The 16,953-nt window shown below is 40.1% G+C and carries 12 protein-coding genes; 3 read left to right on the forward strand and 9 right to left on the reverse strand.

All coding sequences use genetic code 11. From position 1 onward, the window contains the following. Positions 1-3: 3 nt before the first annotated feature. Together AC1DDK_RS24515 and AC1DDK_RS24520 are read right to left on the reverse strand one after the other, a co-directional pair. Positions 4-720 (reverse strand): LytR/AlgR family response regulator transcription factor, encoded by a 717-nt coding sequence (locus tag AC1DDK_RS24515; protein ID WP_337716049.1) that lies wholly within the window; start codon positions 718-720, stop codon positions 4-6. Then, entirely contained in the window at positions 720-1,790 is a 1,071-nt protein-coding gene (locus AC1DDK_RS24520) for a sensor histidine kinase (protein ID WP_337716047.1), read from the reverse strand. Before AC1DDK_RS24520 ends, AC1DDK_RS24515 begins: the two co-directional genes overlap by 1 nt. A 222-nt stretch (positions 1,791-2,012) precedes the next feature. Between AC1DDK_RS24520 and AC1DDK_RS24525 the strand changes: the two genes are divergently transcribed. Further along, entirely contained in the window at positions 2,013-4,451 is a 2,439-nt protein-coding gene (locus tag AC1DDK_RS24525) for an outer membrane beta-barrel protein (RefSeq protein WP_337716045.1), read from the forward strand. Between the two features lie 6 nt (positions 4,452-4,457). Here AC1DDK_RS24525 and AC1DDK_RS24530 read toward each other — a convergent pair whose 3' ends face one another. The 6 genes from AC1DDK_RS24530 to AC1DDK_RS24555 are packed head-to-tail and all read right to left on the reverse strand — an operon-like array spanning position 4,458 to position 12,451. After that, a complete protein-coding gene (locus AC1DDK_RS24530) occupies positions 4,458-6,110 on the reverse strand; it encodes an alpha-L-rhamnosidase-related protein (RefSeq protein WP_337716043.1) in 1,653 nt (550 codons plus the stop codon). A 15-nt stretch (positions 6,111-6,125) separates the two neighbouring features. Next, positions 6,126-7,973 (reverse strand): glycoside hydrolase family 127 protein, encoded by a 1,848-nt coding sequence (locus AC1DDK_RS24535; protein WP_477634133.1) that lies wholly within the window; start codon positions 7,971-7,973, stop codon positions 6,126-6,128. 9 nt (positions 7,974-7,982) lie between these two features. After that, positions 7,983-9,047, reverse strand: a complete 1,065-nt coding sequence (locus AC1DDK_RS24540; RefSeq protein WP_477634134.1) for a glycoside hydrolase family 99 protein — start codon at positions 9,045-9,047, stop codon at positions 7,983-7,985. Next, entirely contained in the window at positions 9,040-9,813 is a 774-nt protein-coding gene (locus AC1DDK_RS24545) for an SDR family NAD(P)-dependent oxidoreductase (RefSeq protein WP_477634135.1), read from the reverse strand. Before AC1DDK_RS24545 ends, AC1DDK_RS24540 begins: the two co-directional genes overlap by 8 nt. A gap of 24 nt (positions 9,814-9,837) precedes the next feature. Further along, positions 9,838-11,550, reverse strand: coding sequence for an IlvD/Edd family dehydratase (locus AC1DDK_RS24550; RefSeq protein ID WP_477634136.1), 1,713 nt, complete (start codon positions 11,548-11,550; stop codon positions 9,838-9,840). 10 nt (positions 11,551-11,560) lie between these two features. Continuing rightward, on the reverse strand, positions 11,561-12,451 hold the full coding sequence (locus AC1DDK_RS24555) for an SMP-30/gluconolactonase/LRE family protein (protein ID WP_337716035.1): 891 nt from the start codon (positions 12,449-12,451) through the stop codon (positions 11,561-11,563). 138 nt (positions 12,452-12,589) lie between these two features. On the opposite strand from AC1DDK_RS24555, the gene AC1DDK_RS24560 reads away from it, so the two are divergent. Further along, the gene (locus AC1DDK_RS24560; protein ID WP_477634137.1) at positions 12,590-14,929 is read left to right on the forward strand and encodes an ATP-binding protein; all 2,340 of its coding nucleotides are present in this window, start codon (positions 12,590-12,592) and stop codon (positions 14,927-14,929) included. An 18-nt stretch (positions 14,930-14,947) separates the two neighbouring features. On the opposite strand, the gene AC1DDK_RS24565 is transcribed toward AC1DDK_RS24560, so the two are convergent. After that, on the reverse strand, positions 14,948-15,436 hold the full coding sequence (locus tag AC1DDK_RS24565; RefSeq protein WP_172662705.1) for an Lrp/AsnC family transcriptional regulator: 489 nt from the start codon (positions 15,434-15,436) through the stop codon (positions 14,948-14,950). A gap of 128 nt (positions 15,437-15,564) precedes the next feature. Here AC1DDK_RS24565 and AC1DDK_RS24570 point away from each other — a divergent pair, with 128 nt between their 5' ends. Beyond that, positions 15,565-16,935: an MFS transporter gene (locus tag AC1DDK_RS24570; protein ID WP_337716033.1), complete on the forward strand. Its 1,371-nt coding sequence runs from the start codon at positions 15,565-15,567 to the stop codon at positions 16,933-16,935. Positions 16,936-16,953 lie beyond the last annotated feature (18 nt).

The following is a 16,953-nucleotide window of genomic DNA, read 5'->3' on the forward strand; positions in this document are numbered from 1 at the left end:
GCTTTAAGAAAAGCCAAGATCTTTTAGCAATTGATCTTTGTAGTTACTTCCTATCGGGATTTCATTGTTATTAATAAATATACGATTGCCCTCTATGTGGCCAATTTTAGATTTATTAATAATAAATGAACGATGGGTTCTTAGAAAAAGTTGTTTGGGTAAGAGCTCTTCAAAGTTCGAGAAAGGCATTTTAGGCAACAGAAAATTACTGGTAGTTATGATTTTAGTATAATTGCCTTGTGCTTCGGCATAAAGCAACTCATCATATCCAATTTTATAGATCTTTCCATCGGTTTTAATAAAGATAAAATCTTCATTATCAGAGCCAGAAACCTCGATTGCCTGCATAGTTGCTTTAGGTTCTAATTTTTCTAGTGCCTTATCTACAGCAATAATAAAACGATCAAAGGAGAAGGGTTTTAACAGGTAATCGCAAGCTGCCAAATCAAATGCATCAACAGCAAACTCCTTATAGGCTGTTGTAAATATAATCTGAGGCTGGTCTTTCATTGTTTTTACAAATGAAATTCCATCCATTATCGGCATGTTAATATCCAGGAAAAGGATATCGATCTTTTGTTTCTGCAACACAGCCTTTGCTTCAAGCGCATTCCCGCACGATGCTACAACATTAAGGTAATCCAAGTGACTACAATATGTCTTTATAATATCTCTGGCAATCGGCTCGTCATCAACAATAAGGCAGTTTACTTGGTCCATTACTTCATTTTTAAATGTAAGATAACATTGTAAAATGAATTATCCTTTTTAATGTTCAATTCATGTTCGCCCGTATAAAGCAAGTTTAACCGCTTGCTTACATTATCCAAACCAAAACCGCTGTTTTTGTTAAGCGTAGGCTGAACATTTTCTTCCTTACCGTATGAATTCTTTACCGAAAAAAGGATAGAATTACCCCAGGTCTTTAGTTTTATATCTATATAAATCTTCTCATCAATTGTGTTTTTAGAATGCTTAAAAGCATTCTCAATAAATACAATTAAAAGCATGGGTGCTATTTTTATTTCAGGTACAATTGCCTCTTCAATTTCTGTAGTCAATACCAACCTATCGCCTATCCTTATCTTCTCAAAGTCTATATAATTGTTAACGTAGGCTACTTCATCCTTTAACGGTACATATATTTCTGTCGCATCATAAACTGAATAACGCAATAGTTCCGATAGTTTAAGCAGCAATGCAGGTATTTTCTCATGATCAGTAATAGAAAGCCCATACATATTGTTTAACGTGTTAAACAGAAAATGAGGACTCAGTTGAGATTGTAACAAATGCAGCTCACTTTTACTATGAGCAGCCATTGTTTTGGCAGCTCTCAATTGATTTTCAGAAATCGCGTGAACGATCTTGATCAAGGCACCGAGCGCCAGACTGATCAGCATAAATGGAACCCACGACAGTAATAAATTAATGGCAATTCGCCCTCGTAAGGGGAAATCAGCATGAAAAAACAACCAGCCAATGCAAACTATGATCAGGATAAATAACCCAAAAGAAATTTGCTTGGGAAGAACTGTTAACCTTGCAGTCCATATCTGTGCAACATATCTACCTGTAAAAAGCCCAATGAAAAAGAATACAGTTCCGGCAAAGGCCACGGCTTCATCTTCATGTATCTCAATAGACTTCGCATATGTTTCTATTACCAAAAAAACAGGGATTGAAATGATAAGGGATAAGACTATATAAAGCGGTTGGCCAAAGAAACCGATCAGTGGTTTAAATTTTATCTCGTCCATAGTGTTTCTGATGTTCCTTGTGTCAATCATAGGCTACAAATTTGAACAAGTTCATCGAGTCAATAAATAATTACTGACGAACAGCCCAGAATCATTGACAGAACCCAAAAAACAGGTTACAAAACAGTTCAACACCTCAAAATAGCTTTCCATCAACTAACAGGCAAGTTACAACATATTTTTTTTCGGAGCTAACACGAACAATCAATATTTGATCAATCAACAACCTGATCAAATTAAAAACCATTTGTAATGAAAACATATATTATATTATTTTTCGCTTCTCTGATCTCTCTTACTGCCCTGGCGCAGGTAAAACAAGGAGTCATTTCCTCAACTGTAAAAGATTCAAAAAACCAGGCAATTGGCGGTGCTACTGTTCGTCTGCTTAAAGCCGCAGACACCTCGATTATTACCACGCGAACTACTGATATCGATGGTAAATTTCAATTCAATGATGTCACCAAAGGTTCTTATCTATTAAGGATAACAGCTGTAGGCTACAAAGAATTCAATTCATCGCCCTTACATGTACTGGATAACGCAGGCGTGGTGTTTCCCGTAATTATATTACTGCCGGCTAAAAGTACAGAACTTGCAGAGGTAGTGATAAAAGCAAAGCGTCCGCTAATTCAAATGGAAATAGACAAAACAGTAGTAAACGTGGATGCCATGATTAGCAGCGCCAGCAGCAATACACTAGAAGTGCTCGAAAAAACGCCCGGCATAGTTGTAAATTCCAATGGGGATATCACATTAAACGGCCGATCTGGAGTTATGGTTTTAATTGATGGCCGCCCTACTTACATGTCGGGACAAGACCTTTCTCTTTACCTAAAATCTCTTCCCGGATCACTTTTAGACAAGATAGAGCTGATGGACAACCCTCCTGCCCGTTATGATGCATCAGGAAATGCAATTATCAATATTAAACTGAAAAAAAACAGGATAGGTGGTTTTATAGGAAGTTTTGCTACAGGTTATTCTAAAGGAGAATATGGAAGAAACAACAACTCTTTGAACCTGAACTACAACTATAAAAAGATCAATTTGTTTGGGAGTATTGGTTATAGTCACGAGAAAAATTATAACATCGACAACATGACAAGGAGCTTCTTTGATACTAACAATGTACCAACATCAACCGTAGAGCTAATAAATAATCAGGAGTTTAAAAGCAACGGCTTAAATGCAAACGCAGGATTAGATTATGCAGCCACTCCAAATACAACATACGGTTTCCAGGTCAATATAAACGACAATAAAAACAACGATCTGCTGAATTATAATAGCGACAATTACAACGCCGGACAACTGAACAACATTGGCAAAGGAAACACCATTGGCGATAATAAAAGAACCAACTTAGGATCCAACGTCAACTTTCTGCATAAATTCGGATCAACCGGGAAGGAACTCTCTGCCGATATCAACTACTTAAATTACCGCAGTACCGGCAACCAATCGCTCGTAAACTCACTTTATCAGCCAGATGGCACTGCTATCAGCGATAGCAAATTCTTTTACGATTTACCTTCTACCATAAATATATACACTGCCAAAGCAGATTATGTGCAAACCATGAAAAACAACGCAAAATTTGAAGCGGGCTTTAAATCGAGCTTCGTTTATAACGATAACAAATCTGATTATTACAACATTACCGATCAGGGACCGGTTATCGATAACGGACAATCAAACCACTTCAAGTTCAGAGAAAACATAAACTCTGCATATGTTAATGCTCAAAAAGGATGGAAACACCTATCTATTCAATTAGGATTGCGTTTGGAAAACACACAATCTAAGGGGGAGCAATTAGGCAACGAGCTGGTGCCACCAAGCAGTTTTACTAAGAACTATACGCAAGTGTTCCCAAGTATCTTTTTAAACTACAAGCTTGATACAGTTGGCACAAACACCCTAAACTTTAGTATCAGCAAAAGAATAAACAGGCCAAATTATCAATACCTGAATCCTTTTGTGTTTTTTAAAGACAAGTACTCTTACTCTTCAGGTAATCCGGAATTAACCCCTCAATATCAGATGCGTTATGAACTTAAATATCAACACAAACAATGGCTTAGACTAGCTTTAAGTTATAACAGATTTACAGATGTAATTTTCCAGACTACACGTGTAGAAAATGATATTTTTATCAGGAAACCGGAAAACGTAGCCTTCGGATATATGATAATTCTAAATACCAATATCACAATTACTCCTGCTGAATGGTGGACACTTTATTTTGAACCGCAATTCGCCAGATTGGGATTAGATGGTATGGCATATGGCGAAAAGCTTAATCCAAGTATTTATGCAGCCAGAATAGGAATATACAACCAATTTCAATTCAAAAAAGGATGGAGTGCAGAACTGGGCAGCTATTATGTCAGCCGGGATTTAAACGGGCAAACTTATACAGCAGGCAGGTACAGGGTAAACTCAGGTATTCAAAAAAAGATTTGGAAAAACAAAGGCAGCATCAGGTTCAATGTTGATGACATGTTCCATAGCTGGGTAGCCAGGGAACGTTCAGTAGGGCTGGCGCAGGCCTATTCATTTCAAACCAATGAATCTGATACGCAGCGATTTGGCATTGCACTAACGTATAACTTTGGTAAAGACACGTTTACCCGTAAAAGCAAGCACAAAAACAATGCGCTTGATGAGGAAAAAAACCGGATGTAATAGGAATTAAGGGCCCTGAAAAATCTCCGGATGCTTTCTGATAAAGTAAACAGGCGTACAGCTCCAGGCATGACAATAGCTATTTATCGGAAAAAAGTTATAAGGAGAAAGCTTGTCATTATCAGGATCATAAGCCTCCCAAAAAGTATCAGCGCCCTTATTTACCATTCCACCCCAATAATCTATAACAGAGGCTTTGGCTTCTTGTGTTAACCCACATTTAATCAAAGCCTCAATATAATAATGATACAGATAAGGCGTGCCCGGCTTTACCACATTATCATAACCCGCAATAGCTTTCATAGCCTTCTGAGCTTCAGCCTTACTAGCTACTCCACTCATTATCATCCATGCCTGCGAGGCGTAAGAAACCTGCTTAGAAGCTCCACTTACAAAAAGCCCTGTCTTCTTATCATAAAGTCTTGTTTTAGCCGCCTTGGTCATTTTGTCAATTAAGCCATTTAATTGCGAAACCTCCTTATCCTTACCCAATAATTTAGCCAGCGTCAATGTCTCTTTCATGGTAAAAATCATTATTCCCTGCAAAGAAGCCTGTTTATCCAGCCCATCTCTCCAATCCACAAAGATCCACCAACCGTCCTTTTGAGCCGCATTAACGTTAAACAGCCCGTTATCATCCAGATGCTTGCTAATGTTGTCCATTTGCCTTTTGGCTACAGGCCATAAATCAAGCACAAACTCACTGTCTTTAGTGGCAATAAAATATTCCTTCAATGCGGCATTAAACAATAGCGAATATTCAAACAAAAATGGCGCACCTGCCTGCGCATGGGGCTTAGGGTTTTCAAATGCATTAGCATTTAAGTACCCATCTGTACGACTCAATCCTGCAATTAAATACAGACAACGCTTGGTAAGCTCATGATCTTTAAAAGAATAATTGTTAGCTAACGATTCCAGATACAAATCCCCTATCCATAATCTCCTGTCGCGTTTCGGGCCATCTTCATAAACCGTTTGCATACATTCTTTTAGCGTAGCCTGGCCAACAGCATCAACCTTTTTAATCATTGGATCTGTATTTGCCGCCAATTGAACAGGTACATTTGTAACCGCCGTAACAGCTTTAAAACTCATATCCGTTATCTTAAAATCAAAGTTACCGGAGCCTGCTAAAAGATCAATTTTAAGGTATCTAAAGGCCATACGTCGTGGAATAGTAATTGTAGCAGGCAATTCCATTACAGTAATGATTTCGTCCTGCAGCCATGCCCTGGTCAAACCTCCTGTGTACGGATCAAAAGGTGTGGCAAGTTCACCCGGCACCTCTGCAAATGTCATTTTAAAACGTAATGGACCATCCAATACATTAGCACTTTCCTTCATGGTAAATGTATAATAACCGGTTAAATGCTCGCCAAAATCAATAACTACACCAGACTGTTTTTTAAAAGCTTGCTGATAAAGCTGGTCAACCGAACCTGCAGGAGTAGCCTTCCAACCTTGAAAAGCCTTATCATCAGCCTCTAGTTTAACCAATTGCACAGGCTTTTTTTCCTGCTCAGTCAGTTTAGGCTTATTCGTTTCTGCTTTAGCCATCCATTTATCACGCTGCTCCTGAGTATAAAAATCCTGAGCTGATAACAGCGATGGAATGCCAATGCCAAAAAATAGTAGTATCGTTCTTAATCTGTTCATGTGAAGTATAAAAATTTAGTGATCCTTTTTAGGATCAATCAACTGAGGAAACCAGGCTTTAAAATAAGTTGCTTCTTTGCCATTCCCGKCCGAGGCATAATCGCATAAATCAACAGTTACAGGCTCATCTCCCTGCTCTTTATATGATTCCGGAGAAAACTTAAGACTGAATTGTAACCACACATTTTCAGAAGTATGAGGTACGGAAACCAAATCAACATATCCGGTCTTACCTGCAAGGTTAACAATCGATCCCATATTAGCCCCTTTTAATGCCTCATCGCGGGCAAGCAATATAGGGCCACGCATCACAGCAGCATATTGAGACTTGTCTCCAATAAATTCAACCCTGCCTCTCATATCCAGTTCTAAAGCTATTTCGTCGCCATCTTTCCAGGTTCGTTTTAAGGTAGCAAACTGCCCACCAGCTGCCTCAACTGCAACACCGTTTACCATTAACACATTCTTCTTGCTCCATTCAGGTATGCGAATATTAATGCTAAAGTCCTCAGGCTTTGAAAGTTTTACACTAATTCCAATCTTACCCGTAGCCGGATAATCTGTATGCTGAACTACACTTACATTTTTACCAGTTGGAGTAACCAAAGCATAACTCCCTTTAATAAAATAATTTACAAATAAGCCATCTGCAGCTTTCATCACCACATGAGCCGGAAGGTTAAACAAACCCCTTGGGCCGCTTGCCACACAACAATTAAGATCCATACCACACTGCCCGTTTCCGGGTAATCGCAATCCATTTAAAGGCGTATATTTTGCCCAATGAAAACCATCGTGACTGGTAGAGCCCAACAAAGCGTTATAATAACTCTGTTCCACTGCATCGGCATATTTTGCTTCGCCGGTAAGCCTAAAAAGCTGATGACAAAGCTTTATCCAGGTTACTGTAACGCACGTTTCCTGATAATGAAAGATGGGATCAGCCTGTAAAGCCTTGCCACCAAACCACATTTCGGCCGATGCACCTGATCCTGCCATATTGATCTCTTTATCGCGAACGTTTTGCCAGGTCTTCTCAACCGCAGTTTTATATGTCTGTTTGCCCGTTAGCCTGTACAATTCCAATAAACCTTCGTAGCACGACATCATTTCGTATGCCTTTTGCCCCTGTTCAAAAGAATACCAGTTTTCAGGTTTAGGAAAGCGTTTAGACACATCAACATCKGCCTTGGAAATTAACTGTGGCCCCTCAGGTGTTTCCCATTGGCGAACAATCTCTTCTGCAAAATCAAGATATTTCTTATCCTTTGTTTGCGTATATAACAAGCAAATAGGCTCCAATACAGATGATGCAGCCATACCCCRGTAATTCCCCTTAGTCACAATTATACCGTCGGCTTTCTTAATATCATCTATCAAATTATCAGCAACAGCCTTGGCTGCTTTAAGACTCTTTTTATCACCGGTTAGACTATAATAGTCAAGCAGCCCCAGCATACAATACTTTCGTCCCCAAATGTCCCACTGCTTTAATCTGCTTTCTTCAGCATAATTACCAATATAGCCATCAGCACTTTGCGTAGCAATTAAACCACCAACAGCGACATCCAGCTTTTGCTTTAGTTCAGGTGTTGGTTTATATTTATAGGCAAGAACTGCCGAAGTAAACCATTTTCCCCAAAACTCACTTTGCCATAAACTGGTCTCGTTTCTATGCTTAAACKGTTCAATTAAGGCATCTGCATCCTGAAGTAAAACCCTGTTCTTGTAAGAATTAGACAGCCTTTCGCCAATAAACCCACCAATCGTTTCAGATTTTGCCCTGCTGAGCTTATCCTGCCCTACACTAACACCGGTTACTAAAACAAATCCTGCTAACAATAATGAAGTATATTTTTTCATCCTAAAAGATTATTTTTTTAAGAAACGGTCGGTCCAATATCTGGTTCTGGTGATGTAGTAATCATTTGCCAGCGGGCTATAATCCAAGTAAGTAAAACCAGTAATACTCAGTGGTTTTGCCGGTTCAATCTGTGTACCCTCATGCCATTCGTTAAAAGAAGTAATGGCCACATACGGGCTTTTCACGGAAATTGCTTTTTTCCAGTAATCATCATAATACGTCCCATTGTCCCTGCTTTGCGTATTGGCACTATTCTCCGGGCGGATGCGCTCATCTATATAACCAGGCCCTACACAGGGGATGAATATCTTGTTGTTTTGAACCGCCCATTCCTGCATCTTAGCCCAGTTATTTGGGTTAGAGCCATAACGGAACACCTTCGAAACAAAGTAGGTATAGAAACCGTCAAATCCCGAATCTTTAAAGAACTGATGCTCATTATCATTCACCCAAAGACCCATAAAATCAGCATCATATAACGTTTTTCTAATGGTTGAACTTCCAGCTGGCGATAATACATCMGACCATTCAGCGGCCTTACTCAAATACGAATCATAAACAAAGAAAAGCGGTTTCTTCTGTTCAGAATAGTAAAAAGCCGGGTGCTTGCCATAAGTATCAATTAGATACTTCACATCAGCCTTAACCGTTAAGGGAGATCTATTTCCATACGGCTCAATTTGAAAACCAACCTTAACACCAGCCTTTTTAGCCTCATCTAATATCACCGGAATGCTCTTTGCTGTAAAATGATCCTTACCCCACCAGGTTAAAAAAACAGCATTAATACCTGCTTTAGCAATCATTTTCATGTGCTTAGCCACCAAAACAGGATCATTTGTGCTGTAATTACCTAATGATGGAAAAAAATTAGCGCCTATGTTATCACCACCCGGGTACCCAGTAKGATTGCCATTACTCCAATGCGACCAATGCTGATCTGCTCCATCAAAAGCCTTGGTCTGGTACCAATTGTAGTAAAAGCAAAAAACCTTAGGTTTTATGGCCAAAGCTGATCCGCAAAACAGCAGCACCAAAGGCAAAACAAATATAAATTTCAGCAACCTATTCATTTGGCGAAGGACTAATTGCACTCCAACCACCATCAATCACCAAACTTTGTCCTGTGATGTGTTTTGCCCCATCCGACACCAGAAACAAAGCCGCATTGGCAATATCTATCGTTTTAGCAGGACTACCCATTGGCGTAATTCTAGACCATACAGCCTCATAATTCGGATCATCCATGGTACGCTCTGTAAGTGTAGCACCCGGCGCTATCGTATTTACATTGATCTTAAAAGGAGAAAGCTCCAGCACCAGGTTCTTGGCCAGCATTTCAAGAGCAGCTTTAGTCATTCCGTAGGCTGCCAGATCTTTATGTGCCTGATGTGCCGTAACCGATGAGGTAAACAACAAAGAACCACCTTTAGCCTRAGTTCTCATTTGATTGGCCGCGGCCTGGGCCAAAAAGAACGTACCACCAAGGTTTGTATGTAAAACTTTATACAAAGAATCCTGAGGGTAAGTAAAGAAATCGCCAAATAAAGTAATCCCTGCGTTGGCAATCACAACATCCAGACTGCCGGATGTTTTTACAGCCAGATCAACCATACTTTGTATAAAATCCTTATCACCAGAATCACCTGCACAGGCAATACAATTTCCACCCGCATCTTTAATTGCTTGTACTGCGCCATTGGCCAGCACCTCATCTATATCATTCAATAAAACTGTAGCGCCTCTAGCTGCCAGTTGTTTACATATTTCAAAACCAATGCCCTGTCCGGCACCAGTTACAATTACCGTCTTGTTTTCAAATGCTGTTGAAGTCATCATATTAGTCTTTCGTCTGTTTATATATTAATGTGAATCGCGTAATACTTCACTACCTGAGTTACCCTTTAAAAAATCAAAATCGGCACCTAAATGTGCCTGTTCAACATGTTCTACATACAACCTTGCATAGCCCCTTTTAAACTGATTAACAGGATCAGCAAGTAAAGCCCTTCTCTGATCCAATTCCTCATCAGACACCAATAAGCTTAACCTTCTCCCTGCTACATCCAGTTCAATCATATCCCCATCCTTAACCAATGCGATGGTTCMGTTTTCGGCAGTTTCTGGCGAAACATGCAGTACCACAGTACCGAATCCGGTTCCACTCATACGGCCATCAGATACGCGTACCATATCTGTAACCCCTAAATCAAGCATCTTTTTAGGTAAACCCATATTACCCACCTCTGGCATGCCAGGATAACCTTTAGGGCCTGTATTTTTCAATACCAATACACTATCTGCATCAACTACCAGCTCCGGATCATCAATTCTAAGCTTATAATCTTCAATGTTTTCAAATACCACAGCCTTGCCTCTATGCTGCATTAAACGCGCATTAGCTGCCGAGGGCTTAATGATAGCACCCTCCGGGCAAAGATTGCCCTTTAACACCGCTACACCAGAATCCAGTTTAAAAGGACTTTCTACAGATGCAATCACCTCCTGATTCAAAGTTTGCGCCGTTTCCAGATTCTGACCAATATTTCTGCCGTTTACCGTAATACATTCGGCATTCAAAAAGCCTTGCATTTCTTTCATTACGGCAGGTAAACCACCGGCATAATACAGATCTTCCATAAAATGCTCGCCTGAAGGCTGCAGATTAGCGATTAGCGGTATCCCTGCAGAGTATTTATCAAAATCATCAATGGTTAAATCTATCCCCACCCTGCCTGCAATGGCCAACAGGTGTATCACAAAATTGGTAGAGCCACCAATGGCAGCATTTACCTTTATCGCGTTTTCAAAAGCTTTACGCACCAGAACATCAGATGGTTTCAAATCTTCCCTAACCATATCTACAATCCTGCGGCCCGAGAACTGGGCAAGTACCTTTCTTGAAGAATCAGCAGCCGGAATAGCCGCATTGCCAGGCAACGAAAGCCCAAGCGATTCAACCATACAAGCCATAGAAGATGCAGTGCCCATAACTGCACAATGCCCTCTGCTCCTGCACATTCCGGCTTCTGCCAGGTTCAATTCCTCTTCCGACATGATTCCGGATCTTACACTTTCAGAGAACCTCCAAATATCACTGGTACCTATATTTTTACCCTGAAATTTACCCGTAAGCATTGCACCACCAGAAACCACAATAGATGGAATATCTACACTGCAAGCACCCATAACCAGTGCCGGAGTAGTTTTATCGCATCCGCACATCAACACCACACCATCAATTGGGTTTGCCCTGATGGACTCTTCCACATCCATACTTACCAGGTTCCGGTAAAGCATGGCCGTAGGTTTAATCAAGGTTTCGCCTAAAGACATTACCGGAAATTCAACCGGGAAACCGCCTGCTTCAATTACCCCTCTTTTTACAGATTCGGCAAGCTCCCTAAAGTGGGCATTACATGGTGTTAATTCCGACCAGGTATTGCAAATTCCAATAACAGGTTTACCCTGAAACTCATCAGCCGGAATGCCCTGGTTTTTCATCCAGGCCCTGTAAATAAACCCATCCTTACCTTTTTTACCAAACCATTGCTGACTACGAAGCTTCTTTTCCATATCTATTTTATTATAACACACAATTAAAAACCGTAGCACCTGTTACGCCCGGCTCTACTATAAATATATGACCACTTTCGGGAAATCCCTTAAGGTCATTTTCTGTCATTCCTTTTTTTGCAGTAGTAATGATCATCTGGTCCAGCGCATCTCCAACAAAAGCACAGCTGCTTACATTAGGAGCAGGAACATCAATAAAACCCAACATTTCACCAGAATCTACATCAAACCTGCCAACACCATATCCACCCCATAACGCTATCCAAAGTTTACCTTCGGCATCCAAAGCAATCCCATCGGGCACACCCTTCTCCAAAGAAATCTGCACCGCAATACACTCAAATTCCAGATCACCGGTACGCTCATCGTAGAGGTACGACTTAATTGCACCTGTAACACTATCGGTATGATAGAGCCGCTTATTGTCGGCAGTCCAAGCTATACCGTTCGAAATAGAAAGCTTACCCAGCTTTTCGCTAACCTGCAAGTTCTTATCAACGCAATAAAGTGCACCCGCATCTTTTTTATGTTTTAAGTCAGTTGTGCTTATCCATAACCGGCCCATATTATCACAACCACCATCATTGCAGCGGTAGCTTTTCCAATCGGCATTAAGTTCCGTTGTAAGCATGGTTAAAGTTTCAGTAAGCAGGTTAAACCTGGCTACACCGCCTTGCAAACCCACAATAAGTTCATCGGCAATACTGCCTTTAACTACTAAAGAAACGCGTTTAGATAATTCATATTGGCGACAGCTTTTATCGGGAAAACTGTATTCATAAATCGTACAACCCTCAATATCAACCCAAAAGCAACTCTGTCGCTCATTGTGCCACATGGGGCTTTCGCCCAATATACAACCCGAAGGATACAGCACTGCCGCCCCTGTTTTGTTTACCATTTATAGATTCTTATCTGGTTAGTTTTAAGTTAAAGGATAAATATATATAATACAATCCTGTAAATAAGGTAACAAATCAAATAGAAAGATAACATACAAACTTGTATATTTAGCTGATTATTTTGCAGTAACGTTCAAATGTGGGTTAGAAAGCCTTATCTCCTATTCCTGGTAATACTTTTAATTAGCTGTCAAAAAGCTGCTGGCGCTGGCGTTCCTCAGTTTGTCAACTCAAAAGCTGTAATCGACCTGCGTACCCAATCTTTTCATAAAATTGTAGAACTAGGCAAGCAGTGGGAGTTTTACTGGAATCAGCTTTTAGAGCCTCAAAACGTGTCTGCCAAAGGTGGTAAACTCGTAAATTTCCCATATGTATGGAAAGGATTTGGCTACGCTACCTACAAAGCAACCCTACTACTACCACACAATAAAAGTACATTATTACTGGCCATTCCAGAAACCTACTCAGCTTACAGGCTATATATAAATGGTAAACTAGAAGCAGCCAATGGAAAAGTTGGCACCAATAAAGAAAGTTCTATGCCTTATTGGGAAAACCGTACAGTAGCCATACCTGCCAACATAGATACACTAAATCTTTTACTGCAAATCTCCAATTTCGACCATAGCAAAGGAGGCATTAAAAAACCCCTGCAAATTGGAAACAGAGACCAATTGATACTGAAGGAACGGCAATCGGCCTCCATAAATCTTATACTTACCGGATGTTTAATCATGGGCGGCCTTTTCTTTATGGGATTGTATCTGCAAGGAAAAAACGACAAGGCCATCCTGTTTTTTGCCATCTTTTCTATAGTCTATTGCTACAGAACTATTGGTACAGACACTTATGTACTGCATAATATCATCCCGAACCTAAGCTGGCATCTAACCATCAGGTTAGAGTATCTTTCCTTATTTATAGGTATAGGACTGTTCGCGCTTTACACGCTTTATCTATTTCCTAAAGACATTAACATGCCCATACCTAAAATAATATGTGGCATATGCKGTTTATTTAGTTTAGCGGTAATATGTTTGCCGGCAGTTTATTTTACCCAATTAATAAATCCGTTTTTAGCTGTAATGTTATTCTGCCTGCTGTATGTTCCATACATATATATAAAAGCATACAGAAGAAACAGAACCGGCGCACTATACACTTTATTGAGTTCTTTTGCCCTGATCCCGGCATTTGCCATATCTCTGCTTCATTACTGGTTACTTATCCCTCCTTACCAACTGGCCAGCTTCCTGTGCTATATCACCTTCTTTTTCCTTCAGTCGCTGGCATTATCGCACAGGGTTTCTTTTGCTTTAAAACAAGCCAAAGCGCAGGCCGAAGAAGGGCTAAGTGCTAAAAGCGAATTCCTGAGCAATATGAGCCACGAGATTAGGACGCCATTAAATGCTGTGATTGGGATGAGCCATTTACTGTTAAAAAGTAACCCGCGCGAAGATCAGGTAGAGCAATTGGATGTATTGCGCTTTTCGGCAAATAATCTGTTGGCCATTGTAAACGATATTCTGGACTACAATAAAATTGAATCGGGTAAAATCTCTATTGAGCGCGTTGAAATGGATATTGCCTCTATTGTAGGTTATATTGTTAAGGGTCTTGAAATGGCAGCGCAAGACAAAAGTATAGCCCTTAATTTATCGATAGATAAAGAAATGCAAAGCAAGGTAATGGGCGACCCAACCAGAACTACTCAGGTAATTACCAACCTGGTGCATAATGCCATTAAGTTTACAGACAAGGGTTCTGTAAATGTTACCATAACTGTAGAATCTCAAAATAAAACTTCAATTACCATTGCTGTGGAGGTTAAAGATACAGGAATCGGCATATCCAAAGAGAAACTGGCTATTATCTTCGAACGGTTTATGCAAGTTAATGCGTCTGGATTTAAAGGTCCAAGCGGCACCGGACTTGGATTGGCAATATCAAAAAAGATTCTTGAACTGCAAGATTCTACGCTTAATGTAAAAAGTGTTGAAGGCAAGGGTTCTACCTTCTATTTTGAGCAAACTTTTGAAAAGGCCGGAAAAAGAAACGGAATCAATTATAACTCTGAAGCCATTAAAGAAAAATCTAAACCTTTTGAGGGGATACATATACTTTTAGTAGAAGATAACCCGATGAATGTTCTTGTTGCACAGCGATACCTTGAGGGTTGGGGAGCATCAATTGATGTGGCTTTAAACGGATTTGAGGCGCTTCACAAATTTGATGGCGCCAAACATCAGCTGGTGCTTATGGATTTACAAATGCCTATTCTGGATGGATATGAGGCTGCAAAAAAGATGCGCAAATCTGGAGTTAAAATACCGATAATAGCCCTTACCGCAAACCTGGCTGCCGAAATACAAKATCAGATAAAAGAAGCAGGTATTGATGATTACATTATAAAACCATTTTTACCAGAGGAATTGTTTAACAAGGTATCGTATTACACGTTAGAGGTCGAGGATTAAACGCACTCGTCATCCTTCCTACATCAAATTATGCGTTTCCTTAATCACATCCATTACAAACACGCTCTTAGTCTGTCCAATTCCCGGCACTTCCGTTAACTTATCTACAAAAAACGTATGATAACTTTCCATATCCTCGGCTACAATTTTGAGCATAAAGTCAAAATCACCAGAAATATTATAACATTCAATAACCTCTTTAAACCCCTGTATGGCATTCACAAAAATAGCCCCGGCTTTTTTGTTGTGCTCTCTTAAAGTAACCATACACAGCACAATCATTCTTTTGCCAACCAAACGCTTATCTAACACCGCAGAATACTGCTTAATTACACCACTTTTCTCTAAGCGCTTAATTCTATCATGTGTTGGCGTGGGACTTAAATGAATTTGCGAAGCAATTTCCCTCACAGTAAGTTTGCTATTCGATTCTATTAGTTTTAGTATTTCATGGTCTTTGCCATCTAAACTAATTTCGGGTAATTTCTGTTGTTCTGTTTTCGACATCTTTTGAAGCACTTAAAACGCACTTGTTCTATAAAAATACAAATATCAACATAATTGTTCTTATTATTTTTTATCTCTTCAATCAGAAAATCATTATTTCTACTTTTGACAGGACAACGAGCTAACTTATGTTTTCAAAAAAGAATATCATTCTGATGATTGCTTCTATGGCCATTTTTGTAGAAGCCCTGGATATTGCCATCATCAACCTCACCATACCATCTATACAAGCCCAGTTTAGAGTTGGCAACGATCAGGTGCAATGGCTGCAAACCTTGTACGTATTGCTTTACGGAGGGTTTCTGATTATTGGCGGTAAACTATCAGATGTAGTAGGTAAAAAGAAGGTATTTATGATCGGCTCTGTGCTGTTTCTAATCACCTCGTTGGGTGCCGGTTTATCCACGTCATTCGAAATGCTAGCTGTTTTTAGGGCCATACAAGGTTTAGCAGCCGCGTTGATCATGCCCTCGTCCCTATCCATAGTCATCCATAATTTCACAGAAGAAAAAGAGCGAAGCAAGGCAATTGGTATTTTCAGTTCTTTTGCCGCCATAGGATCTGGAAGCGGACTTTCTTTTGGAGGCATCATTAGCACCCTATGGGGATGGCACTGGGTTTTCCTGATCAACGTACCTATCCTATTCCTGGTAGTTATTATTGCTTATTTTTACCTGGAGGCCGATGTAGCAGAAAAGAACAAAAGAGCACCCGATGTTATTTCGGGTTTATTGCTAGCCGCAACGCTGTTAATGATCAGTTACGCGGTGCATACCATTGGCGAGTTTCAAAGCCACTCGGCATTGCTGCTTTTCCTAGCTGTTGCCATTCTAATCTGTGTTAAGGTATTATACAACAGACTTACAAGGCTCTCGGAACCGCTAATAGACTTGTCTATATTTAATTCCAGTTCTGTTGTTACGGCCAATTTGGTGTTTATTCTTTTAGGGGCATTTTTTACAGGTTTCCTGTTTATGGTTTCACTGATTCTGCAAAAGGATATGAATTTAAGTGCTGCAAAGTCTGGATTGTTGTTGGTTCCGTTTAGTTTACTCTCGGCCGTTGTGGCAAAATTAGGGATACCTGTATTAACCAAAAGGCTTACGGTTTCGCAACTGGGCATAGCCGGAATGCTGTGTATGCTTATTGGCGGATTGTTTTTAACCAGTAGCGTGCTGTTTAATCATTCGCTGGTTCTGGTACTGCTATCGGCCACCTTTGTTACCGGACTAGGGATGACATTGAGCTACACCGCCCTATCGGTACTCTCTGTACAAGGCATTCCTAAAGCGCATTATGGTCTTGGATCTAGCATTGGTACAACATCGTATTTTTTAGGTGCAGGTATAGGGCTTTCTATATTAACACTGTTCATGAAATCTAAGGACATAGCCGTTTCAGTTAATATCGTATCGTTAGTTGTTTTGAGTATTTATGCGCTTATAGGATTGACTTTGATGATTAGGCACAAGACCTCCGCGTCCCTTGCAATTCTTTAAAAACCAATTAACTTTCCC

The sequence above is a fragment of the Pedobacter sp. 05T44 genome (assembly GCF_056395985.1).